Genomic DNA, 21154 nt, shown 5'->3' with positions numbered 1-21154 from the left:
CCGCATCGAATTCGACACCTAAGCCCGCCTCGAACGCGGCGCCTAAGCCCGCGACGAAGGAGACCGCCGTGCCCACACCCCCCTCGCAGCCCGCCGAGCCCGCCCCGAAGCCGAAGACCGCGGCCCGCAGGCCGAAGAAGCAGCCCGGCGTCAGCATCACGATCACGATCGAGCCGGACAGCGAATGGACGGTGGCGGTGGCGCACGGGACGCGACGGGTCGGAAAGCCCACGCCGGTCGGTCCCGACGCGGTCGAACGGGCCGTGCGGGAACTGGGTGACGAGGCCGCGCTCGAGGCCGTGCAGTCGGTGATCGACGAGGCGCGTCAGGCCGCCGAGGAGCGGGTCGCTCTGCTCAGCGCTCAATTGGAGGAAGCCAAAAAAGCTCTGGAGAGCCTCGGAGCGACCGGCATCCAGATAGGCTGACTCGCTGACGCGGCCTGTCGTGGCCGGGCGGGAGGGGCCTTATGTTCAAGAAGTTGACGATGGCGTTCGCGGCAACGATTGCGCTGGTCGCCGGAGGTGCCGGGGTTGCGACGGCGGTGCCCGGGGGAGTACCGCTCGGCGGCGGGTCCGGCATCACTCTCGGTGACGGGACCACCGACATCTTCGACTGCACCCTGACCACGATCGGTTACGACGCTGCCGGTCGCCTGGTCGGATTCACCGCGGCCCACTGCGGCGGCCCGGGCGCGACGGTCAAGTCCGAGCGCAACATGGGCGCAGGTGTCCTCGGCCGCGTCGTGGCCGGCAACGAGGCGCTCGATTACGCAGTGATCCAGTTCGATCCGGGCAGGGTCGACCCGGTGAATCGGGTCGGGAACGTGACGATCACCGGCGTGGGTGCGCCGCCGCAGTTCCCGAACCTGGCCTGCAAGGAGGGCCGCACCACCGGCAACACCTGCGGTCTCGTGTGGGGTGACGTGTTCGAGTCGCAGGAAACATGGACCCAGGTCTGCGTCGTCGAGGGCGACTCCGGGGCGCCGTTGGTCGTCGGCACGACCCTCGTCGCGATGGTCAATGCCTACCTGGCTGCGCCGTGCATCGGCCCGGAGGTCGGCACCAACATGAGCGCGATCCTGGCGGACGTGAACGCGCGCGGCGGTGCCGGTAGCGGCTTCCGTCCCATTTGATTCCCGTGCCCGTGCGTGGTTTCGGTAGCTGCTACCGAAACCACGCACGAGGCGTCAGACGCACACGGCGCCGATCGACGCCGACCCGACCAGCTTCGTGTACTTCGCGAGGACCCCGCGGGTGTACCTGGGCGGCAGCGGCTCCCAGCCGGTCCGGCGCTGCTCGAGTTCCGCGTCGTCGACGAGAAGATCGAGGGTGCCGTTCGCGACGTCGAGCCGGATCCGGTCGCCGTCGCGGACGAACGCGATCGGGCCCCCGTCGACGGCTTCCGGCGCGACGTGCCCGACACACAAGCCGGTGGTGCCACCGGAGAACCGGCCGTCGGTGAGCAGTAGGACGTCCTTGCCCAGGCCCGCGCCCTTGATGGCCCCGGTGATGGCGAGCATTTCCCGCATCCCGGGCCCGCCTTTCGGGCCTTCGTAGCGGATGACCACCACGTCACCAGCGGTGATGGTGCCGTCCTCGAGGGCGTCCATCGCGGCCCGTTCACGTTCGAAGACGCGCGCGGTGCCCTCGAACACCGATTCGTCGAATCCCGCGGACTTGACCACCGCGCCCTCCGGGGCGAGCGTGCCCCGCAGGATCGTGATGCCGCCGGTCGGATGAATCGGGTTGCCGAGTGCACGCAGCACCTTGCCGTCCGGGTCGGGGGGCGCGATGTCGGCGAGATTCTCGGCGACGGTGCGTCCGGTGACGGTCAGGCAATCGCCGTGCAGCAGACCGGCGTCGAGCAGGGCCTTCATGACCACCGGCACACCGCCGATGTGGTCGACGTCCTTCATGACATGGGCCCCGAACGGTTTGACGTCGGCGAGGTGGGGGACCCGCGCTCCCACGCGGACGAAGTCGTCGAGTGTCAGTTGCACGTCGGCTTCGTGCGCGATCGCCAGCAGATGCAGGACCGCGTTCGTCGAACCCCCGAATGCCATCACGACCGCGATGGCGTTCTCGAACGCCTCCTTGGTGAGGATGTCGGCGGTGGTGATCCCGCGGCGCAGCAGGTCCACGACGGCCTGTCCGCTGCGACGCGCGAAGCCGTCGCGTCGCCGGTCCGTGGCGGGTGGCGACGCGCTGCCGGGCAGTGACATGCCGAGTGCTTCGGCGGCGCTGGCCATCGTGTTCGCGGTGTACATCCCGCCGCACGCGCCTTCGCCGGGGCAGATCGCCCGTTCGATGGCGTCGAGGTCGTCGCGGGACATCAGCCCGCGCGCGCACGCGCCGACCGCCTCGAACGCGTCGATGATCGTGACGTCGCGTTCGGTGCCGTCGGACAGCTTCGCCGTGCCGGGCAGGATCGACCCGGCGTAGAGGAACACGCCGGCCAGGTTCAGCCGTGCCGCGGCCATGAGCATCCCGGGCAGCGACTTGTCGCATCCGGCGAGCAGCACCGATCCGTCGAGCCGCTCGGCCTGCATCACCGTCTCGACGCTGTCGGCGATCACCTCGCGGGAGACCAGCGAGAAGTGCATACCCTCGTGTCCCATGGAGATGCCGTCGGAGACGGAGATTGTCCCGAATTCCAGCGGATAGCCTCCGGCCGCGTGCACCCCGTCCTTGACGGCCCGGGCCAGCCGTTCCAGCGACAGGTTGCACGGGGTGATCTCGTTCCACGACGACGCGACTCCGATCTGCGGCTTGTCCCAGTCGTCGTCGCCCATGCCGACCGCGCGGAGCATGCCGCGGGAGGCGGCCTTCTCGAGACCGTCGGTGACGTCGCGGCTGCGGGGTTTGATGTCGGGGGCGCCTTCGGTCATGACGTGTCTCCTCGTGGGTCGCGGCCGGTCAGGGCGAGCAATCGGTCCTGCAGCGGTGCGTCGTCCGGGACCGGCACCGGGTCGGCGAACAGGCCGCTCGCCGCGAGCATGTCCTTCTGGGGGTGCAGGTCCGCCCACACCGCCGCCACCAGGTCCGGGTCGAGGCGATCGTCGCCCCCGACGCCGCGGGCGAGATCCCAGGTGTGGATCGCGATGTCCGCGACCTGCTGTTTCAGATAGTCGTGGCAGGGCACGACACCGTACGACAGGTGCACGGGAGCGTCCGGGGCGGTGGCGGCCCATGCGGTGGTCGCGGATTCGGCGTAGCGGGACCATGCGGCGCGCAGGTCGTCACCGATGGGCGCGAGAGAGGCTTCGGCTTCCGCGATGGTCATGCCCGACAACAACGGCGGGATCCACCGCTGTTCGTCGACCATGTGCTCGACCAGTTGGGCGATGTCCCACTCGGTGTCCGGTGTGGGGGCCTTCCAGTCGGTCACCTGTGCGAGCCGCTCGGTGAATCCGCGGGCCGCCGTGCGCTGCAATTCGAGCCAGTCGACTGCCATGGATTCAGCGTAGGTCCGACCGTGTTGGGATCATCGCGATTTCAAGTCCTGCCGGCGTCGGGGATTTCGGGAAGGATCGAAAGACGGATACGTGCCCGGGCTCGGTTTGCCCGGGAACCGAGGAATCACGAGGAGAGTTCATGCCCGTCCCCACCGTCGAACTGGCCCCCGGCCTGACCGTCAGCGCGCAGGGCTACGGCGCCATGTCGGTCGCCCCCGTCTACGGCGGGACCGATCCCGACGAGGCGCTGGCGACCCTGCACCACGCCGTGGACCTGGGCGTGACGTTCATCGACACCGCCAACGTCTACGGCGACGGACTCAGCGAGACCGTGGTCGGCAAGCTGCTGAAGGACCGCCGCGACGAGGTGCAGCTGGCCACCAAGTTCGGGCTGGTCGGCGCGCTGGGCGGCAGTACTCCCGCCGGCAACCGCCGCATCAACGGTCGTCCCGAGTACGCCCGGCAGGCGATCGACGAGTCGCTGCAGCGGCTGGGTGTCGACAGCGTCGACCTGTACTACCTGCACCGCGTCGACCCCGAGGTCCCGATCGAGGAGACGGTCGGCGCGCTGGCCGAACTGGTCCGCGCCGGCAAGATCCGGAACATCGGACTGTCGGAGGCGACCGGCGACGAACTGCGCCGCGCGCACGCCGTCCATCCGATCGCGGCAATCCAGTCCGAGTGGAGCATCGTCTCGCGTGACGTCGAGAAGTACGTGGTGCCGACCGCCGCGGAACTCGGCATCGGGTTCGTGCCGTACTCGCCGGTGAGCCGCGGTCTGCTGACCGATGCGTTCGACGCGACGCAGGTCGAGGAGAAGGACCTGCGTCGCCGGTTCCCGCGTTTCGCGGAGGACGCACTGCCCGGGAACCTGAAGGTGCGCGGTGAGGTCCGGGCGGTCGCGGACGAGCTCGACGCGACCATCGCGCAGGTGGCGCTCGCGTGGCTCGACGACAAGGCCCGCACGTTCGGGCTGCCGTCGGTGTCGATCCCGGGCACGCGCTTCGCCGAGCGGGTCACCGAGAACGTCGGGGCGCTGGACCTGACTCTCGACCGGGAGCAGGTTACTCGCCTGGACGCGCTGGCGGATCTTGTGGTCGGGGAGCGGGCCGCAGACCCGACCTGGGTATCCCTCGGCCGCGAGTAGTACCGGAAAGTAACCTGTCTGGACGCGTTAAGGTCTAGACATCATGAAGCGCGTGTGGCTGGTCTGGGGCATCGGAGTCTTCGCCTACGTCGTCGCAGTCCTGCACCGCACGGCCTTCGGTGTCTCCGGTCTGGCGGCGACCGAACGATTCGAGGTTTCCCCGGCCGTCCTGTCCGGGTTCGTCGTCCTGCAGATCGTCGTCTACGCCGGCATGCAGATCCCGGCCGGGGTGCTGCTCGACCGGTTCGGCTCCCGCACGATGATCGCGACCGGCGCCGCGGTCATGGCGGTCGCGCAACTCGTCCTCGCGACCACCGAATCGCTTCCCGTCGCCTACGCGGCCCGGGTGTTCGTCGGCGCCGGTGACGCGCTGACGTTCATCTCGGTGTTGCGGCTGGTCCCGGTGTGGTTCGAGCCGCGGCGGGTACCGCTGGTGTCCCAGCTGACCGGCATCCTCGGGCAGCTGGGGCAGGTGCTCTCCGCGGTGCCGTTCGTCCTGATCCTGTCCGGCGCCGGCTGGACGGCCGCGTACGGAAGCGCCGCGGCGCTCGGCGTGCTCGCGTGTGTGCTGGTCGTCGCGATCGTGCGTGACGCACCGCCCGGCGTCGAGGTCCGTTCGGAACCGGCCGGCCTGCGCGCGGTCGGTGGGCAGATCGCCGTCGTGTGGAAGCGCCCGGGCACCCGGCTCGGGTTCTTCACGCACATGGGCACCCAGTTCTCGGTCACGACGTTCGCGCTGATGTGGGGCATCCCGTACCTGCAATCCGCACAGGGCCTGTCCGCCGCGGCGGCCGGGTCGCTGCTCACCGTGTCGGTGGCGACCGCCATCCTCGCCGGACCGATCCTCGGCGTGCTGTCGGGGCGGTTCCCGAACCACCGGTCCTGGCTGGTGCTCGGCAGCGTGCTCGCCAGCGTCACCATGTGGTCGGTGGTGCTGGCGCTGCCGAGCCCCGCCCCGGTGTGGCTGCTGGTGCTGCTGATCATCGTCATCTCCGTCGGCGGCCCCGGCTCGATGATCGGCTTCGACTACGCCCGCGCCTTCAACCCGAGCACGGCGCTGGGCACCGCCAACGGCATCGTGAACATCGGCGGCTTCCTCGCGACGCTCATCGTCGTGCAGGTCATGGGCATCGTGCTCGAGCGGCTCGGCGGATACACCTTCGATTCGTTCCGCGTGGCCTGGCTGGCGCAGTACCCGATCTGGGCAATCGCGATCACCGGCATCCTGATCTCGCGCGGCAAGGCCCGCCGCGTCGCGGGGGTGTCACCCCGCACGCTTCGGCAGGTGTTGTTCGACCGTTCCGGCAGCCGTCGCAGAAAGCTGGCAGACTCGGACGAGAGCACGTTCGAGGAGGATTGACAGTGACAGCGGCGGTGGGCGACACGGATCACGGCGATCTGGTCGCTCTGCAGGATCCCGTGATCGACCCGATTTCCGAACATGAGCGTCTCCCGGTCGAGCTGCAGCGCGATATCCAGCGGTTCCTCATGGTGTACAAGTTCGGCATCGACGAGATGATGACGAAGATCAACATCCTGCGCGACGAGTTCTCGTACATCCACGACTACAACCCGATCGAGCACGTCAAATCGCGGCTCAAGTCCCCCGACTCGATCCTGCAGAAGGCTCGGCGCAAGGGCGTGCCGCGAAATCTCGAAGCCATTCGCGAGCACATCCGCGACATTGCGGGTATCCGCATCACGTGCAGTTTCACCTCCGATGTCTATCGGATCATGGAGATGATCACCCGGCAGGGCGACGTGGGTGTGGTCGAGATCGAGGACTACATCGAGCATCCCAAACCCAACGGCTACCGCAGTGTGCACGTGATCGTCGAGATCCCGGTGTTCATGTCCGACCGCGTCGAATCCGTGTACGTCGAACTGCAGATCCGCACGGTCGCAATGGATTTCTGGGCGAGTCTCGAGCACAAGATCTACTACAAGCACGACCGTGCCGTTCCCGACGAGCTGCGCGATGAACTGCGTCTCGCGGCCGACACCGCGCGCGACCTCGACCTGCGCATGGAGTCGCTGCACGAACGCGTCCACGGAACATTCTGATCGAAATCCGCACGGCCGGAAGACATCCGCGCGCTGCCGACATCGCGCTGCTGTCTTTCCCCTCGGCGGCTCCGGGTGACGAATACAGAAACGCCCCCGCGGTTCCGGACGGAACCGCGGGGGCGTCTGAGCTCAGGACCTACTTGTAGCTGTAGAAGCCCTCGCCGGTCTTGCGGCCGAGACGACCGGCGTCGACCATGCGACGCAGCATCGCCGGCGGCGCGAGGTGCGGCTCGGCGAACTCGTCGTACAGCGCCTGTGCCGCGTTGAGCGCGACATCGAGGCCGACGGTGTCGAGCAGCGTGAGCGGGCCCATCGGGTAGCCGCAGCCACCCTTCATCGCGGCGTCGATGTCTTCCTTCGTCGCGTAGCCCGACTCGAGCATCCGCACCGCCTGGCACAGGTACGGGATGAGAAGGGCGTTGACGATGAAGCCGGCGCGGTCGCCCGCACGGACCGCCGTCTTGCCGAGGGTGTCCTTGACGTAGTCGTAGACGACGTTCGCGGCCTCTTCGTCGGTGGTGAGAGCCGAGATGACCTCGACCAGCGGCATCACCGGCACCGGGTTGAAGAAGTGGACGCCGACGACCTGGCCGGGACGCTTCGTCGCCTGGGCCATCTTGATGACCGCGAGCGACGACGTGTTGGTCGCCAGGATGGCGCCCGGCTTCACGACCGCGTCGAGCTTGGCGAAGATGTCGGCCTTCAGGGATTCGATCTCGGGTGCGGCCTCGATGACCAGGTCGCGGTCGGCGAGATCGGCCATGTCGGTGGTGACGCGGACCCGCGCGACGGCGGCGTCGGCGTCCTCCTGGCTGATCTTGCCGCGGGCGACACCCTTGTTGATCGAAGTGGTGACGCGGTCGAGGGCCTTGGCGGCGAACTCTTCGCTCGTTTCGAGCACGATCACGTCACTGCCGGCCTTGGCGCACACCTCTGCGATGCCGGCGCCCATCGTGCCGCCGCCGACCACGCCTACCAGTTCAATTGCCACGAAATACTCCTCGGAGACGAAAGTTTGTCCAGACGAAAGTACTGCGGCAGGTTCAGCGGAGCAGCGCGCGGGACATGACGACGCGCTGGATCTGGTTGGTGCCCTCGTAGATCTGGGTGATCTTGGCGTCGCGCATCATGCGCTCGACGGGGAAGTCGGTGGTGTAGCCGGCGCCGCCGAACAGCTGCACGGCGTCGGTGGTGACCTCCATGGCGACGTCCGAGGCGAAGCACTTCGCGGCGGCGGAGATGAAGCCGAGGTTGCCCTCGCCGCGCTCGGCGCGAGCTGCGGAGGTGTAGACCATCAGCCGGGCGGCCTCGACCTTCATGGCCATGTCGGCGAGCATGAACTGCACGCCCTGGTTGTCGGCGATCGGCCGGCCGAACTGCTTGCGCTCCTTGACGTAGGCGAGCGCCGCGTCGAGCGCACCCTGGGCGAGGCCGACGGCCTGCGCGCCGATGGTCGGGCGGGTGTGGTCGAGGGTCGCGAGCGCGGTCTTGAAGCCGGTGCCGGGCTCGCCGACGATGCGGTCGCCGGGGATGCGGCAGTTCTCGAAGTACAGCTCGGCGGTGGGGGAGCCCTTGATGCCGAGCTTCTTCTCCTTCGGTCCGACGACGAAGCCTTCGTCGTCCTTGTGGACCATGAACGACGAGATGCCGTTGGCGCCCTTCTCGGGGTCGGTGACGGCCATGACCGTGTACCAGGTGGACTTGCCGCCGTTGGTGATCCAGCACTTGGAGCCGTTGAGGATCCAGTCGTCGCCGTCGGCCTTCGCACGGGTGCGCATGGAGGCGGCGTCGGAGCCGGCCTCACGCTCGGACAGCGCGTAGGACGCCATCGCACCGTTGACGATGTCCGGCAGGACCTTCGCCTTGAGCTCGTCGGAGCCGCGCAGGATCAGGCCCATGGTGCCGAGCTTGTTGACGGCGGGGATCAGCGACGAGGAGCCACACACGCGGGCGACCTCTTCGATGACGATGCACGCGGCGATCGAATCGGCGCCCTGGCCCTCGAACTGCTCGGGCACGTGGATCGCGTTGAAGCCGGACTTGTTGAGGGCGTCGAGGGCCTCCTGCGGGAAGCGGGAGTTCTCGTCGACGTCCTTGGCGTAGGGGGCGATTTCCTTCTCGGACAGCGCGCGGATGGCCTCACGCAGGGCGTCGTGCTCGTCGCTGAGCTTGAACAGATCGAAATCGGCGTTGAGAGCCATGGGGGTGGAACTCCTATCGGCACGCGGTGCCATTCGTGAGGGTGGATCCGCGGCCCTTTGTTGATCAGTGGGCTCGCGACGTCACGTAATCACCCAATTCTAAACACGGCACGGAGTGCCAGGTCAATGGTGTCGTGCGTGCTTTTCGGTAGCGAGGGCTACCGACACCGCGCACGGAGCAGCGGGGTCAGCCGCCGAGCTGGCGACGGACGTGCTCGGCGATCTCGTCAGGGGACGTGCCGACCGGGTACGTCAGCACCGTCACGGCACGCGGTGCCGAGTCCACCGACGGCGACTCGGCACCGGGCACGACCCCGAACGTCAGCCGGAGCTCGAACAGCTCACGTGCCAGCGCTTCTGCCGTCGCGGTCTCGTCCCCGCGGATCATCGCCCGCAGCAGGTAGTTGTGCGCCGACGTGATCGCCGCGGCGTAACTGACGATGCGGATCGGCTTCTCACCCGGCACGGCGGACCGCAGGTAGTCGGTGAACAACCGCTCGTACCGATAGGTGGTGACGAGCTCGCGGTCGCGCAGCGCAGGCACCCGCTGCACCACCCGGTACCGCCACACCGCGAGCTCCCGGCGATCCCGGAAATGTCGGAACACCAGCTGCGCGGCGTCACAGGTCGCCGCCCACGGGTCGTCGAACTCGCGCGACAGGTAGGCGGCGACCTGCTCGAGCAGCGACTCGTGGTCGGCGAAGATCACGTCCTCCTTCGACCGGAACTGCCGAAAGAAGGTACGCCGGGACACCCCGGCGGCCGACGCGATCTGCTCGACCGTCGTCGACTCGTAGCCGTGCTCGGAGAACAACCGGATGGCCTGCGTGACCACGTGTACGCGGAACTGGGCAGGGTCGGGCCCCGCCGACTCGGAACGTCGCGCGGTACCGGATCCGGAGGTCATGGTTGTCGATTATCCAAGGTCATGCCTGAGCGTCCTGCGAAGCCCGCAATTCGAACTTGAGGATCTTGCCGGTCGGCGTGCGCGGGAGATCGTGCGGGAACACGATGTCACGCGGCACCTTGTACCCCGCGAGCTGCGTGCGCACGTGCGCGATGATCTCCTCGGCGGTGACGGATTCGCCCGGCTTGCGGATCACGAACGCCCGCGGCCGCTCGCCCCACTTCTCGTCGGGCACCCCGACGACGGCGACGTCCAGCACCGCCGGGTGGTTGAAGATCGCCTGCTCCACCTCGACCGTCGAGATGTTCTCGCCGCCCGAGATGATGATGTCCTTCGCCCGGTCCTTGAGCTGGATGTAGCCGTCGGGATACATGACGCCGAGGTCGCCGGTGTGGAACCAGCCGCCGGCGAATGCCTCGGCCGTCGCCTCCGGGTCCTTGTAGTAGCCGAGCATCACGTTGTTGCCGCGCAGCACGATCTCACCCATCGTCTGCCCGTCCGCCGGCACGTCGTTCATCTCCGAATCGACCACGCGGGCGTTCTCCGCCTGCAGCATGCCGACGCCCTGCCGCGACAGCAGCGCCGCCCGCTCCTCGGCGGGCTTGTCGTCCCACGACTCCTGGTACTCGCAGATCGTGTACGGCCCGTACACCTCGGTCAGCCCGTACACGTGCACGACGGTGATCCCGATGGCGTCGAGCTGCGCGATCACCGTCGGCGACGGCGGCGCACCGGCCGTGGTGATCCGCAACGGCCGGTCCAGGACATGTGCCTGCTCGGCATTCGCGATCGTCGAGCACACCGCCGGTGCACCGCACAGGTTGGTGACGCCGAGGTTGTCGATGGCGTCCCACACGGCATCGGCCCGCACCGCGCGCAGGCAGATGTGGGTGCCGCCGGCTCCGGTGACCGCCCACGGCGTGCACCAGCCGTTGCAATGGAACATCGGCAGCGTCCACAGGTACTTCGTCTTGCCGTCGAACCCGTTGTGGAAGGTCTCGCCCATCGAGTTGAGGTACGCCCCGCGGTGGGTGTACATCACGCCCTTGGGCTTGCCGGTGGTGCCCGACGTGTAGTTGATCGCGATGACCTGCTGTTCGTCGTCGACGGTCCACGGCAGCGGCGTGCCGTCGGTGTCGGCGGAGGCGAGGAACTCGTCGTAGCGAGCGGTGACGATCCCGGCGGGCACGTCCGGATAGGGCACCGTCGAGTCCGGCACCTCGATGATGTCGGAGACGGACGGCACGTTCGCCGCGACCCCGGAGACCGAGCCGACCAGCTCGGAATCGACGAAGAGCAGGGAACTCTCCGAGTGGTTCAGGATGTATTCGAGTTCCGGTCCGGCCAGCCGGGAATTGAGAGCGATGAGCACACCCCCGGCGAGCGGTACCGCGAAGTGCGCGATCAGCAGTTCCGGCACGTTCGGCGCCAGGAACGCGACGCGGTCGCCGGGCTGGATGCGGGCGCGCAGGGCCTGTGCGAACCGCTGCGTCTCCGCGGCGAACTCGGCGTACGAGTAGCGACGGTCGCCGTGCACGATGGCGACCCGATCCGGGAACACGGACGCGGACCGCTCCAGGAACCGCAGCGGACTGAGCGGTGAGTGGTTGGCGGTATGCGCCGTCGGCGTGGACACGATGACCTCCGGGGACGTGGGCTCAGCGGGAAAGGCGGGCAACTGTGATGGCAGCAACACCGGTCGGTTTGGAGGTTATGGGCCACGATCGACGGCCCGCTACCCTCTGAAGTGGGTAGTCGATCGGTTTGCTGGCGGAAGGATTCGTCGATGAACAACGCATGGACCGATCCCCAGCCGATCGGCCGGCTCCGGCCCAGCGACGAGGACGCACTGCGCGCCCAACTGCGACTGCTCCAGATCTCCACCGGACTGCCCATCCTGTTCGGCGGCGCCGTCCACGGCCGGGACATGACCCTGTCCGGTTTCGTCGGGACCCGCAGCAACATCCTGCGCAATCTGGTCATCAGCTCCGAATGCGGTGTCGGGGGCCGTGCCATCGCCGAAAAGCGGCCGGTCTCGATCGCCGACTATTTCGCTTCCGACCGCATCACCCACGACTACGACCCGCAGGTGGCCAGGGAAGGCATCGAATCGCTGCTCGCCGCACCCGTCGTCGTGCGCGGGCATACCCGCGCGACTCTCTACGGCGGTCTCCGGGCCAACATGCCGATCGGCGACACGGTCGCGGAGAAGGTGATGGCCGGTGCGCGGGCGCTGGCCCGTGAGATCGAGATCCGGGACGAGGTGGATCGCCGAGTCGAACTCCTCGAGAACGCACGTGACGCGGTCGCCGGATCGGCGGGGGTCTCGGCGTCGGTCTCGGAGGGCATCACCGAGAGCTACCTGGCGCTGAGGGAGATCGCGGCGCACACATCCGACCCGACGCTGGAAGCGCAGTTGCGTGCGGTCGGGGACAAGCTCCGAAGCCTGACCGCGGGCCGGGCGCCGGCCGCCGCGCGGGTGCACTTGTCCGAACGCGAACGCGACGTGCTCGGCTACGTCGCCTTGGGATGCCGCAACGCGGAGATCGCCGAGCGTCTGTCGCTGAGCCTCGAAACGGTCAAGAGCTACATGCGGAACCTGATGGGCAAGCTCGAGGTGCACAGCCGGCACGAGGCCGTCGTCGAAGCGCGCCGGCAGGGATTGCTGCCGTGACCGAATCGCAGGGTCAGGCCGTGCCGCGGATCGGCCAGGCCCCGTCGACGTCGGTGGCCTCACGGCCCAGCTCCCGCAGATACTCGGCGAAGTTGCGCTGCCGCTCGGCGTGCCAGGCCGCCTGATCGGCCATGATGTCCAGCTCGGCGAGTTGGGGGAAACGTTCGACGAGCGCGCGGGTGAGGAATCCGGCGGCGAGTGCGTCCGCCTCGGCCTCGTGCGCCGCGGAGAGCGCGACCCCGTACGCCTCGCACACCGCCTGCAGCGTGCGCTTTCCCTCCCGCGACCGATCCATCTCCCGATCGATCACGTAGGGGTCGACGACGGTGCCCGTCACGAGTGGGGCGAGCCCCAGCCGGCGACCTTCCGCGTCGATCACGGTCAGGTCGTAGCTCGCGTTGAACGCGACGACGATGTGGTCGCGCACCCAGGCCTCGCACAGCGCCTCCCGGATCTGTGCGTATCCGCTCGCGTAGTCCTGCCCCTCGGCGCGGGCACGCTCGGTGGTGATCCCGTGGATCGCGACCGTCTCGTCCGGTATCGGGATGCCGGGGTCGAGCAGCCACGTTCTCGACTCGATGCGATCGCCGTCGAACGTTGCGACACAGGCCGACACGATGCGCGCGGTCCGCGGATCCCGATCGGTCGTCTCGAGGTCGAACGCACAGATCGGGCGGTCGGGCCAGCGCATCATCCGTGGGACCTCCGTGGTGGTGTCGTGCCGTGTGCGGTACTGCTGGAGGCATTGTGTCCGGTGGCACCGACAACCTCGGCGAATGGCTTCGCGGTGAGGTGCGGCGTACGCTGCACGAGGTTGTCGACCCGGCTCGCATGCCGGACGAGGAAGAGGAGGTGTGGTGCTCCGATGAGCAGTCAGCCTCCCAGTACCGACTGACAGCAGCCCCGGCACGCGGTGATCGTGCGCGGCGCTGCTGTCCGCGTACACCCGGGCGGGAACGGTCCCGCCGCCGATCCCGTCCTGCGAAAGCCGTGCCGTCATGTTCCGGAACCGTCCTGTCCGTGCCCTTCTGCCGCGCCGCGCCGTGCCCACCTCCGGTAGCTTCGGCGAGAGCGAGAACTTCGGTGTCTCGCCGCACTCTCGCGTCCCGGTGCCGGCGACGTCGCCCGACTCACGCGCCGAGAGCAGCATCGTCGACAGCGCGGTGTACCGGGACGGCCGGCGCACGGCGTCCCCCGCGACCCTCGACGACGCGCTGAACCACCTTCCGGGCGACGGTTCGATGGCCTGGATCGGGATGTACCGGCCCACCGACGCCCAGCTGCACGAGGCGGCCGCGCAGTTCGGATTCCACGAACTCGCGGTCGAGGACGCGATCGTCGCGCATCAGCGCCCGAAGCTCGAACGGTACGGCGACACGTTGTTCGTGGTGTTGCGCGCCGCGCGATATGTCGACGAATCCGAACGCGTCGACTTCGGGGAACTGCACGTGTTCGTCGGCCCGACCTTCGTCCTCACCGTCCGGCACAGCGAATCACCCGACCTGTCGGCCGTCCGGAACCGGATGGAACACGACCCGGAGCTGTTGCGGCGCGGTCCGGAAGCGGTGCTGTACGCGATCCTCGACGCGGTCGTCGACGGCTATGCGCCGGTGGTCGCGGGTCTGCAGAACGATATCGACGAGATCGAGACGGAAGTGTTCAGCGGCGACCCGAAGGTGTCGCGGCGCATCTACGAGCTGTCCCGCGAGGTCGTCGAGTTCCAGCGCGCGGCCAAGCCGCTGCTCGCCGTGCTGAGCGGATTGTCCGCCGGATTCGGCAAGTACCGCATCGACGAGGAACTGCAGAAGTACCTGCGGGACGTGACGGACCACGCGACCGTCGTCGTCGAGCAGGTCGACGGGTTCCGGCAGCTGCTCGGCAACATCCTGACCGTCAACGCGACCCTCGTCTCGCAGGTGCAGAACGAGGAGATGCGGAATCTGACGCGGGCGAGCTACGCGCAGAACGAGGAGATCAAGAAGGTGTCGGCGTGGGCGGCGATCCTGTTCGCGCCCACCCTGATCGGCACCGTGTACGGCATGAACTTCGACCACATGCCGGAGCTGCACTGGGTAGGCGGATATCCCTTCGCGCTGCTGATGATGCTGATCACCTGCTGCAGCCTGTTCGCGATCTTCCGTCGGCGCGGCTGGCTGTAGTACCACGGCGAACCGGTTGCCGGCTGGAGCCGGATTCGCACGAATTCGGTTCATCGGAGGGCGGGTTCGGCCGGTGGATGCCACCATGGTGCGGTGGATCTTCCCGTGGCTCCGCCGCTCGCTCCGATGCTCGCGAAAGCGGTCTCGGAGGTGCCCTCGCAGCCGGCCGACGGCCCGGCCGAATGGTCCTACGAACCGAAGTGGGACGGGTTCCGGGCCCTCGTGTTCCGCGACGGCGACGAGGTGATCTTCGCGTCCCGTGGAGGCAAGGACCTCGCCCGGTACTTCCCGGAACTGGTCGGCGCCGTGCGCGCGGAACTGCCGCGCAGGTGCGTCGTCGACGGCGAGATCGTCGTGCCGTTCGAACGTGACGGGCGTACCCGGCTGGACTGGCAGTCGCTGTCCGAGCGGATCCACCCGGCCGCGAGTCGCATCGCGTTGCTCGCCGAGCAGACACCCGCGCAGTTCGTCGGCTTCGATCTCGTCGCGATCGGCGACGAGAACCTCATGGACATCCCCTTCCGGGACCGGCGAACCCGGCTGCAGGAGATCGCCGGTGACGGCCCGAGCTGCCACGTCACCGTCGCGACCAGCGACGCGGCGACCGCGCAACGCTGGTTCGAGGAGTTCGAGGGCGCCGGCCTCGACGGGGTGGTCGCCAAACGCCTCGACGGGCTCTACGTGCCGGACAAGCGGGAGATGGTGAAGGTCAAGCATTCGCGGACCGCGGACTGCGTGCTCGCCGGATACCGGAAGCACAAGAGCATCGAGGGCGTCGGATCGTTGCTGCTGGGCCTGTACCACGACGGCGAGCTGGTGATGGTCGGCGGAGCATCGGCGTTCACCGCGCAGCGCAGGCAGGAGCTGCTCGCCGAACTCGAACCGCTGCGCGTGGGAACCGACGTCGTCGCCGAGGGCGAACCGACCCGGTGGCGATCCGCGGTCGACCGCAGCTGGGTGCCGTTGCGTCCGGAACGGGTCCTCGAGGTCGCCTACGACCAGATGGAAGGGTCGGTCGAGGGCGGCCTCCGCTTCCGGCATGCCGCGAGATTCCTGCGCTGGCGTCCCGACCGTGATCCGAAGAGCTGCACCTACGACCAACTGGAGGTTCCCGTGCGGTACGACCTGGCAGACGTTCTCGACCGATCGGAAAGCTGACCGTGGCGGGCGCGAGCAAACGGTCCCCGGCGGAGGAACTCGACATCGACGGCACCGCCGTGCGGCTGTCGAATCCCGACAAGGTGTACTTCCCGCAGCTCGGAGCCGACGGCGGCACGAAACGGCACCTCGTCGAGTACTACCGGACCGTCGCGACCGGCGACGCGCCGCTCCTGACCGCACTGCGGGACCGTCCCACCCATCTGCAGCGGTTCCCCGACGGCATCGAGGGCGAGGAGATCTACCAGAAGCGGGTCCCCGCGCGGCATCCCGACCACGTGGGCACGTGCGAGGTCACCTTCCCCTCGGGACGGAAGGCCGACGTGTTGCACGTCCGGTCCGCGGCGGACATCGTGTGGGCGGCGAACCTGGGCACCGTCACGTTCCATCCGTGGGCCGTGCGGTGCTCCGACGCCGACCGCCCCGACGAGTTGCGCATCGACCTGGACCCGCAACCCGGCACCGATTTCGGTGACGCGCGGGCGATCGCGCTCGAGGTTGTGCGGCCCCTGCTCGACGAACTGGGGTTCACCGGGTTCCCGAAGACGTCCGGGGGCCGTGGTCTGCACGTGTATCTGCGGATCGTTCCCGACTGGGACTTCGTCGGGGTGCGCCGGGCCGGGATCGCACTGATGCGCGAGATCGAACGCCGCAGCGGCGGTCGTGCGACGACCGCGTGGTGGAAGGAGGAACGCGGTGAGCGGATCTTCCTCGACTACAACCAGAACGCCCGCGACAAGACCATCGCCTCCGCGTATTCGGTGCGCCGCACGCCGATCGCGACGGTGTCGACGCCGTTGACCTGGGACGAGCTGGCCGACGCGGAACCCGACGACTTCACGATCGCGACGGTGCCGGATCTGGTGGCCCGCCGCGGCGACCCGATGGCCGGGCTCGACGACACCGCGCACACGCTCGACGTGTTGCTCGAGATGGCCGAGCGTGACGCGGCCGCCGGTCTCGGCGATCTGCCGTATCCGCCCACGCATCCGAAGATGCCCGGCGAACCCAAGCGGGTGCAGCCGTCGCGCGACACCGACCGGAAGGACCGCGCGCGGGGATGACAGCGACCCCTGCTGTTCCCGAAATCGCGTTCCGGTCGTTACCTCTGCTGTGAGCGGCACCTGTCGGAACCTCCGTAAACTGTTCGGGAGAACAGCTCGCCGACCGGCTCCGAGGAGGACTACCGCGGTGACGTGCCCCCGGATTCGACTACGCGCACTCGGCGGTGCGGTCGCGGTCGTTGCCGCCGCCATCACCGTCCCCCTTCTTTCCGCCGCATCCGCGCAGGCTCTGACGTGCGCGGCGCCCCCGGGAACCCCGGCATCGATCGTCGAGATCGAGGGCACCACCGGGTGCGGCGCCAACACGGATGCGACCAGCGGTGCGTGGGGCTACACCGACGGCGGTGTCGGCTTCGCGGACGCCAGCGGCGGTGCGCTCGTGGTTGGCGCCGGTCTGTCCGGTGGGGTCGGCGCGGGAGAGAGCCGCGGGGGACAGCTCGCGGCGCTCGGTTTCGGCGACGAGGCCCTCGCCCTGGGCGTTCTCGACGATCCGGCGACCGCGGTCGTACTGGCCGGACCGCAGTCGCAGGCGTATGTCGGTGACGGAGCCGACCCGATCCTGTGTGAGGGCTCGGCGGCGGCGGCGGTGAATCTCACGACGGGCCGGAGCTGTGTCGTCGTCGGGTCGTTCCGATACGCGGCACCCTGAGCGCTTATATCCCTTCCGTTCAGCGGAATCAACCCTTTCGTGGATGCAATCCGACACATAGTCTGTCGGAATTGCCGGGATGGGGAGAGTTCCATGACGATGCTGACGGATGTCCAGCTCGAGTACGAGGCCGACCAGCGGCCACCGACCGAGATGCACGTGGACCCGCGGTTCCTGCCGCTCGCCGACCGCTTCTTCGCGATGTACCGGCAGCCCCAGGACGGTGGCGGTGCTCTGTCCGCCTACCTCCACGGCGAGAAGGTCCTGGACATCTGGGCCGGGTGGTCGGGTCCGGACCGGCGCTGGAACCGCGACACCATGTCGCTGTCCTTCTCGACGGGCAAGGGCGTGGCCTCGACGGTCGTGCACCGGCTCGCGGAACGCGGAATCATCGACTACTGGGCTCCGGTCGCGCAGTACTGGCCGGAGTTCGCCGCGGCCGGCAAGGAATCGATCACCGTCGCGGACGTGATGACGCACCGCGCCGGTCTGCACCGGGTCCGTGGACTGGTTCCCGGCCGCGACGGAATCCTCGACTACGACACGACGGTCGCCGCGCTCGCCGCCGCCCGCCCGTCCCGTCGCCGTCTCCAGGGCACCGGCTATCACGCGGTCACCTACGGGTGGCTGGTCGCGGAGATCGTCCGGCGGGCAACGGGACTGCCCTTCGAGGACGTGGTCCGGCAGGAGATCGCCGAGCCCCTCGGAACTCCCGACTTCTGGTATCGCGTTCCGACCTCGGAGCGGCAGCGGATCGCCAAGCTGTTTCCCCGCATCAACCCGGCCGGGCTCCACTGGGAGATCAGCGCGTCGGTGCTGTCCAAGGTCGCGCCGACGCGCGGTCTGGCGGAGGCCGCGATGCCCGACGGGTTCGACGATCTCGTCCGTAACCCTGCCGTGCACGACTCGGTGATGCCCGGGTGGAACGGGGTGTTCACGGCACGGTCCCTGGCACGGATGTACGGCGCGATCGCCGCCGGCGGCACGATCGACGGTGTGTGCTTCCTGAAGCCGGAGACGATCGAGGCGATGAACGAGGTCCGGGTGCGCGGGCGCGACTACGTGCTCGGGGTGCCGATGGCCTGGCGGCTGGGTTACCACCAGCCGTTGTTCGCGAGCCGGGAGCGGCCGCGTGGGGCACTGGGTCACTACGGCGTCGGCGGGTCGGGTGCGTTCGCGGACCTCGACAACGGATTGTCGTTGGCGTTCACCACCAATCGGCTCGGTGCCGGTGCGATGCCGCTCGGTGATCTTCGACTGGCGCGGCTCGGTCCGGTGGCGCGCGAATTGGCTCGGAAGGCCTGACGTACGGACCCTTCGGTCGGGCTTCCGTCCCGCCCCTCGCACACGGACAATTCGGACACTAACGCGTTGCGAAATTGCGCGCTGTCGCCTTGCGACATTTGCGGTTTCGCGCGTTTCGCAGACGGTGACCGGGGTGCACTCGCACTATTGGATACAGGTGCTGTGTCTGGTATGAAAGGGAGGCACCACAATGAGCCATGTCTACCGAGTCATCGAGGTGGTCGGGTCGTCGACCGAAGGCGTCGACGATGCCATCGCGAGAGCAGTGGCAAGAGCCGCCGAGACGACGCGGCACCTGGAATGGTTCGAAGTGGTGAACGTGCGCGGTCACATAGACGACGGTGCGGTCGCGCATACGCAGGTCACCCTCAAGATCGGTTTCCGGATCGAATCGGGCGACGAGTTCGCGGATTAGACCGCGGGCTGCGCCTTCCGGTCCCGCACCGGAACCCCCTCGGGAACCCTGCGCATCGCCGGTGATCGGCAATTCTCGACCATAACTGCAACACGTTATAGTCTGGATGTGAAACGTCGTATCACACCGGCACTCTCAGGCAGGTAAACCCGTGGCTTATGTAATCACCCAGGCGTGTTGTAACGATGCGTCGTGCGTCGAGGTCTGTCCGGTCAACTGCATTCACCCGACACCCGACGAGCCGCAGTTCGCCACCACCGAACTGCTCTACATCGATCCGGAAACGTGCATCGACTGCGGTGCCTGCGTGGACGAATGCCCGGTCGACGCCATCTCCGCGGACAACGAGCTGGCCGCCGAACACGAGCCCTACCTGAAGATCGCCGCGGACTACTACGAGCGGTACCCGATCGGACCGGACTGGCCGGAACTGCGTGAGCGCAGGAAGATTCCTGCCGAGCTCGGCACCCTGCGGGTCGCGATCGTCGGGTCCGGACCTGCCGCCTGCTACGCCGCGATGGAACTGACGTCCCGCCCGCGCGTCGAGGTCGACATCTTCGATCGTCTCCCCACGCCGTACGGTCTCGTCCGTGCCGGTGTCGCGCCGGATCACAAGAGCACCAAGGCGGTCGGCGACCTGTTCCGCAGCGCCATCGGCCACAAGAACACCCAGTGCTACTTCGACGTCGAGGTCGGCACCCACATCAGCCACGACGAACTGCTCGCCCACCACCACGCCGTGATCTACGCGGTCGGCGCCGCCGGGGACCGGCATCTGGATGTCCCGGGTGAGGAGCTGCCCGGTTCGCACGCCGCAACGGAGTTCGTTTCCTGGTACAACGGGCATCCCGACTACGCGGACCGGCAGTTCGACCTGTCCGGCGAGCGCGCGGTGATCATCGGCAACGGCAACGTCGCGCTCGACGTCGCCCGCGCGCTGGTGATGGATCCGGAGATCTTCGCCCGCACCGACATGGCCGACCACGCCGTGGAGGCCCTGCGCAATTCGAACATTCGCGAGGTCGTCATCGTGGGCCGTCGCGGTCCCGCCCAGGCCGCCTACACGAATCCGGAGCTCCTCGCCCTCGGGCAACTTCGCGGCATCGACGTGATCGTCGATCCCGCCGAGGTCGAGCTCGACCCCGTCAGCCGTGCGCTTGTCGACGATCCCGAGTGCGAACCGCGCATCGCCCTGAAGGTCGAGCAGGCCGAGGGATTCGCACGTCGCACACCCACCGAGGGCAACAAGCGCATAGTGCTGCGCTACCTCGCCTCGCCGGTGGAGATCAACGGCGACGGCAAGGTCGAGTCGATCACCCTCGAACGCAACGAACTCGTCGAGGTCGACGGACGCCTCGAAGCACGGCCCACCGGTGAACGCGAGACGCTCGAAACCGGGCTGGTGCTCCGATCGATCGGTTACCGCGGCACGCCGCTGGCGGATCTGCCCTTCGACGAGCGTCGCGGCGTGATCCCCAACAAGGAGGGTCGCGTCGTCGATCCGCAGACCGGGGAGCCGCTCACGGGCGTCTACACCGCCGGCTGGATCAAGCGCGGCCCGAGCGGCGTGATCGGAACCAACAAGCAGTGCTCGGCGCAGACCGTCGAGCGGCTCATCGACGACTTCGTCACCGGCCGCCTCGCCACCCCGGCCGAGGACCGGGAGAAGCTCGCGACGCTCGTCGCCGAGCGCCGGCCCGGGTTCGTCGACTACAGCGGCTGGCAGAGGATCGACAAGCAGGAACGTTCCCGTGGTGCAGCGGCTGGGAAGGCGCGGCAGAAGTTCGTGTCCGTCGCCGAGATGCTCGAGGCCTCGCGGCTGGAATCCTGACACCCTCCGACCTGCACAGACGCGCCGAAATGCGAGTGTGAGCCGGGCCGCTCGATTGGCGGTCCGGCATGGCGCTGTGTCTAATGGGTGGGCACGAAGCGCTGCGATCGGGGCAGGCAGAGA

General features: G+C 68.3%; 20 protein-coding genes. 13 read left to right on the top strand and 7 right to left on the bottom strand.

Annotation, left to right across the window (positions count from 1 at the left end):
- Positions 1 to 68 precede the first annotated feature (68 nt).
- Both ACN675_RS06790 and ACN675_RS06785 read left to right on the top strand, forming a co-directional pair.
- Complete coding sequence (locus ACN675_RS06790) at positions 69 to 425, top strand: DUF6319 family protein (RefSeq protein WP_420750127.1); 357 nt, start codon at positions 69 to 71, stop codon at positions 423 to 425.
- A 41-nt stretch (positions 426 to 466) separates the two neighbouring features.
- Entirely contained in the window at positions 467 to 1132 is a 666-nt protein-coding gene (locus tag ACN675_RS06785; protein WP_420750126.1) for a serine protease, read from the top strand.
- 54 nt (positions 1133 to 1186) lie between these two features.
- Here ACN675_RS06785 and ilvD read toward each other — a convergent pair whose 3' ends face one another.
- Both ilvD and ACN675_RS06775 read right to left on the bottom strand, forming a co-directional pair.
- Positions 1187 to 2887, bottom strand: a complete 1701-nt coding sequence (gene ilvD, locus ACN675_RS06780) for a dihydroxy-acid dehydratase (protein WP_420750125.1) — start codon at positions 2885 to 2887, stop codon at positions 1187 to 1189.
- The gene (locus tag ACN675_RS06775; protein ID WP_420750124.1) at positions 2884 to 3453 is read right to left on the bottom strand and encodes a TIGR03086 family metal-binding protein; all 570 of its coding nucleotides are present in this window, start codon (positions 3451 to 3453) and stop codon (positions 2884 to 2886) included. The genes ilvD and ACN675_RS06775 overlap by 4 nt, the downstream gene beginning before the upstream one ends.
- 140 nt (positions 3454 to 3593) lie before the next feature.
- Here ACN675_RS06775 and ACN675_RS06770 point away from each other — a divergent pair, with 140 nt between their 5' ends.
- The 3 genes from ACN675_RS06770 to ACN675_RS06760 are packed head-to-tail and all read left to right on the top strand — an operon-like array spanning position 3594 to position 6665.
- Positions 3594 to 4601: an aldo/keto reductase gene (locus ACN675_RS06770; RefSeq protein ID WP_420750123.1), complete on the top strand. Its 1008-nt coding sequence runs from the start codon at positions 3594 to 3596 to the stop codon at positions 4599 to 4601.
- Positions 4602 to 4644: 43 nt separating this feature from the next.
- Positions 4645 to 5961, top strand: a complete 1317-nt coding sequence (locus tag ACN675_RS06765) for an MFS transporter (protein WP_420750122.1) — start codon at positions 4645 to 4647, stop codon at positions 5959 to 5961.
- A gap of 59 nt (positions 5962 to 6020) precedes the next feature.
- Entirely contained in the window at positions 6021 to 6665 is a 645-nt protein-coding gene (locus tag ACN675_RS06760; protein ID WP_420750133.1) for a GTP pyrophosphokinase, read from the top strand.
- Positions 6666 to 6804: 139 nt separating this feature from the next.
- On the opposite strand, the gene ACN675_RS06755 is transcribed toward ACN675_RS06760, so the two are convergent.
- The 4 genes from ACN675_RS06755 to ACN675_RS06740 all read right to left on the bottom strand — a co-directional run bounded on the left by ACN675_RS06755 (position 6805) and on the right by ACN675_RS06740 (position 11412).
- Positions 6805 to 7653: a 3-hydroxybutyryl-CoA dehydrogenase gene (locus tag ACN675_RS06755; RefSeq protein ID WP_420750132.1), complete on the bottom strand. Its 849-nt coding sequence runs from the start codon at positions 7651 to 7653 to the stop codon at positions 6805 to 6807.
- 58 nt (positions 7654 to 7711) lie between these two features.
- Positions 7712 to 8869 (bottom strand): acyl-CoA dehydrogenase, encoded by a 1158-nt coding sequence (locus ACN675_RS06750; protein WP_248673451.1) that lies wholly within the window; start codon positions 8867 to 8869, stop codon positions 7712 to 7714.
- A 187-nt stretch (positions 8870 to 9056) separates the two neighbouring features.
- Positions 9057 to 9776, bottom strand: a complete 720-nt coding sequence (locus ACN675_RS06745) for a TetR family transcriptional regulator (RefSeq protein ID WP_420750121.1) — start codon at positions 9774 to 9776, stop codon at positions 9057 to 9059.
- A gap of 19 nt (positions 9777 to 9795) precedes the next feature.
- Positions 9796 to 11412, bottom strand: coding sequence for an acyl--CoA ligase family protein (locus ACN675_RS06740; protein WP_420750120.1), 1617 nt, complete (start codon positions 11410 to 11412; stop codon positions 9796 to 9798).
- Positions 11413 to 11562: 150 nt separating this feature from the next.
- Here ACN675_RS06740 and ACN675_RS06735 point away from each other — a divergent pair, with 150 nt between their 5' ends.
- Positions 11563 to 12450: a LuxR C-terminal-related transcriptional regulator gene (locus ACN675_RS06735; RefSeq protein WP_420750119.1), complete on the top strand. Its 888-nt coding sequence runs from the start codon at positions 11563 to 11565 to the stop codon at positions 12448 to 12450.
- A 13-nt stretch (positions 12451 to 12463) separates the two neighbouring features.
- Here the strand turns inward: ACN675_RS06735 and ACN675_RS06730 are convergent, their stop codons facing one another.
- Complete coding sequence (locus ACN675_RS06730; RefSeq protein WP_248673448.1) at positions 12464 to 13144, bottom strand: 3'-5' exonuclease; 681 nt, start codon at positions 13142 to 13144, stop codon at positions 12464 to 12466.
- Positions 13145 to 13448: 304 nt separating this feature from the next.
- Here ACN675_RS06730 and ACN675_RS06725 point away from each other — a divergent pair, with 304 nt between their 5' ends.
- From ACN675_RS06725 to ACN675_RS06695, 7 genes are all read left to right on the top strand, one after another.
- On the top strand, positions 13449 to 14609 hold the full coding sequence (locus tag ACN675_RS06725; protein WP_420750118.1) for a magnesium and cobalt transport protein CorA: 1161 nt from the start codon (positions 13449 to 13451) through the stop codon (positions 14607 to 14609).
- Between the two features lie 93 nt (positions 14610 to 14702).
- Positions 14703 to 15767, top strand: a complete 1065-nt coding sequence (locus tag ACN675_RS06720; protein ID WP_420750117.1) for an ATP-dependent DNA ligase — start codon at positions 14703 to 14705, stop codon at positions 15765 to 15767.
- A gap of 2 nt (positions 15768 to 15769) precedes the next feature.
- The gene (locus ACN675_RS06715) at positions 15770 to 16831 is read left to right on the top strand and encodes a DNA polymerase domain-containing protein (protein ID WP_420750116.1); all 1062 of its coding nucleotides are present in this window, start codon (positions 15770 to 15772) and stop codon (positions 16829 to 16831) included.
- A 127-nt stretch (positions 16832 to 16958) separates the two neighbouring features.
- The gene (locus ACN675_RS06710) at positions 16959 to 17480 is read left to right on the top strand and encodes a DUF6764 family protein (protein ID WP_420750115.1); all 522 of its coding nucleotides are present in this window, start codon (positions 16959 to 16961) and stop codon (positions 17478 to 17480) included.
- Between the two features lie 99 nt (positions 17481 to 17579).
- Positions 17580 to 18785, top strand: a complete 1206-nt coding sequence (locus ACN675_RS06705) for a serine hydrolase domain-containing protein (RefSeq protein ID WP_420750131.1) — start codon at positions 17580 to 17582, stop codon at positions 18783 to 18785.
- Positions 18786 to 18975: 190 nt separating this feature from the next.
- Entirely contained in the window at positions 18976 to 19200 is a 225-nt protein-coding gene (locus tag ACN675_RS06700) for a dodecin (protein ID WP_197257443.1), read from the top strand.
- A 151-nt stretch (positions 19201 to 19351) separates the two neighbouring features.
- Complete coding sequence (locus ACN675_RS06695) at positions 19352 to 21031, top strand: FAD-dependent oxidoreductase (RefSeq protein ID WP_420750114.1); 1680 nt, start codon at positions 19352 to 19354, stop codon at positions 21029 to 21031.
- Positions 21032 to 21154 lie beyond the last annotated feature (123 nt).

It is taken from the genome of Rhodococcus sp. O3, assembly GCF_048897285.1.
Classification (GTDB): Bacteria; Actinomycetota; Actinomycetes; order Mycobacteriales; family Mycobacteriaceae; genus Rhodococcus.
Note: the sequence above shows the minus strand (reverse complement) of the source record. Positions and strands in the feature narration are given on the sequence as shown.

Coding starts and splice junctions, on each gene's coding strand:
- ACN675_RS06785 (WP_420750126.1), top strand. CDS start 467: ATGTTCAAGAAGTTGACGATGGCGTTCGCGGCAACGATTGCGCTGGTC.
- ilvD (WP_420750125.1), bottom strand. CDS start 2,887: ATGACCGAAGGCGCCCCCGACATCAAACCCCGCAGCCGCGACGTCACC.
- ACN675_RS06775 (WP_420750124.1), bottom strand. CDS start 3,453: ATGGCAGTCGACTGGCTCGAATTGCAGCGCACGGCGGCCCGCGGATTC.
- ACN675_RS06770 (WP_420750123.1), top strand. CDS start 3,594: ATGCCCGTCCCCACCGTCGAACTGGCCCCCGGCCTGACCGTCAGCGCG.
- ACN675_RS06765 (WP_420750122.1), top strand. CDS start 4,645: ATGAAGCGCGTGTGGCTGGTCTGGGGCATCGGAGTCTTCGCCTACGTC.
- ACN675_RS06750 (WP_248673451.1), bottom strand. CDS start 8,869: ATGGCTCTCAACGCCGATTTCGATCTGTTCAAGCTCAGCGACGAGCAC.
- ACN675_RS06745 (WP_420750121.1), bottom strand. CDS start 9,776: ATGACCTCCGGATCCGGTACCGCGCGACGTTCCGAGTCGGCGGGGCCC.
- ACN675_RS06735 (WP_420750119.1), top strand. CDS start 11,563: ATGAACAACGCATGGACCGATCCCCAGCCGATCGGCCGGCTCCGGCCC.
- ACN675_RS06730 (WP_248673448.1), bottom strand. CDS start 13,144: ATGATGCGCTGGCCCGACCGCCCGATCTGTGCGTTCGACCTCGAGACG.
- ACN675_RS06725 (WP_420750118.1), top strand. CDS start 13,449: ATGTTCCGGAACCGTCCTGTCCGTGCCCTTCTGCCGCGCCGCGCCGTG.
- ACN675_RS06705 (WP_420750131.1), top strand. CDS start 17,580: ATGCTGACGGATGTCCAGCTCGAGTACGAGGCCGACCAGCGGCCACCG.
- ACN675_RS06700 (WP_197257443.1), top strand. CDS start 18,976: ATGAGCCATGTCTACCGAGTCATCGAGGTGGTCGGGTCGTCGACCGAA.